Annotated in this window: 2 protein-coding genes; one reads left to right on the top strand and one right to left on the bottom strand. The window is 54.9% G+C overall.

Annotated features, from left to right (window positions below):
• Positions 1–167 precede the first annotated feature (167 nt).
• A complete protein-coding gene (locus tag HT737_RS28690; protein ID WP_004574005.1) occupies positions 168–584 on the top strand; it encodes a hypothetical protein in 417 nt (138 codons plus the stop codon).
• A 90-nt stretch (positions 585–674) separates the two neighbouring features.
• Here HT737_RS28690 and HT737_RS28685 read toward each other — a convergent pair.
• Positions 675–1,088: SdiA-regulated domain-containing protein (locus tag HT737_RS28685; RefSeq protein ID WP_182404507.1), on the bottom strand; the 414-nt coding region annotated here is incomplete at its 5' end.

Here is a 1,088-nt window from a genome sequence, read left to right as displayed (position 1 = left end):
CTTGGCCAGCACTTGGCAGGACATCTACATTCAACAGCGAGAGCTGATAAAAATTGAGGATGCAGGCCCCGCTGTTAGGCAGCGCGCAGAACGCGACTTGCAGGTTGCACTAGATGTAATTACCAGCCTTGGCCTTTCTCCAGTTGAGGAAATGGAGGAGGCGGCAAATGACTAGACAGGCGGTGGGCCCTGACTCTCCTATTCGCTCCAGGTCGAAGACACTCGCCGCGCTCAACAAGGTCGTCGACGATCTAATTGCTGGTGACGAAAAGCTTTCCATCACATCCGTTGCCCGTGCCGCAGGTGTGACTCCGGGACTCATCCATAACACTTACCCAAGCATAGCGGAAAGGATTCGCAACATCGTTGGCAAGTCGGTGCGAGCCCAGCGAGACTCTAAGCATCAAGCGTTGATGAGCGAGAAAGAAAAGAACAGGGTGCTCCGTGCAGAGAATGATCAGCTTTTAGCGGAGGTAGCTCGGCTGGCTTCGGTTAACCAGCGACTAATATTCGAGATGATTCAGCTGAAGGCGGTTGCCAACGGTAAGGTCACCGCACTCCCTCTGAAACCAGGGCCCAACTAGGCCCTGATGGGGAGCCCACTGAATTCGGCAAAAATCGTAGACCACCACTTCAAGCGCCACGATCACGCCCGACTGTAGCTTGTTGACTGGTCAATCTGGTTCACGGGTGAAGCGATAGAACAGGTTCGGCTCGCTGACCACGTACAAATACCCTTCATTGTCGATGGTTACGCCTTCGGCCTGGGGTATGCCTTTCAGCAAACCAGCAAAACCTCTCGCCAGGGAGCGGAAACTCACCACCTTGCCCTCGTCGGTCATTTCAATCAGCAGTTTCGACTCGTCGCTGAGCAATATCAGATGGCCGCTCTGTTGATCGAAGACGACTGAAGACAGGTCAGTCGCAAACACCTTGTCTTTTACCAGGCTGGACAGGTCACGCACGTGCAAGGAAAAGCCTCCGGCCAGGCTGGCACGAAGGCCGCTCACTTCCAGCAATTGGCGAGGATCTCGCTCCTTGGTCACAAACAGGCGGTCGCCTTTCAGGTCGTAGGCGAGCCCTTCAAG

It is taken from the genome of Pseudomonas sp. MD195_PC81_125, assembly GCF_014060985.1.
GTDB classification, from domain to species: domain Bacteria; phylum Pseudomonadota; class Gammaproteobacteria; order Pseudomonadales; family Pseudomonadaceae; genus Aquipseudomonas; species Aquipseudomonas parakoreensis.
This window is presented reverse-complemented; position numbering and strand designations above follow the sequence as displayed.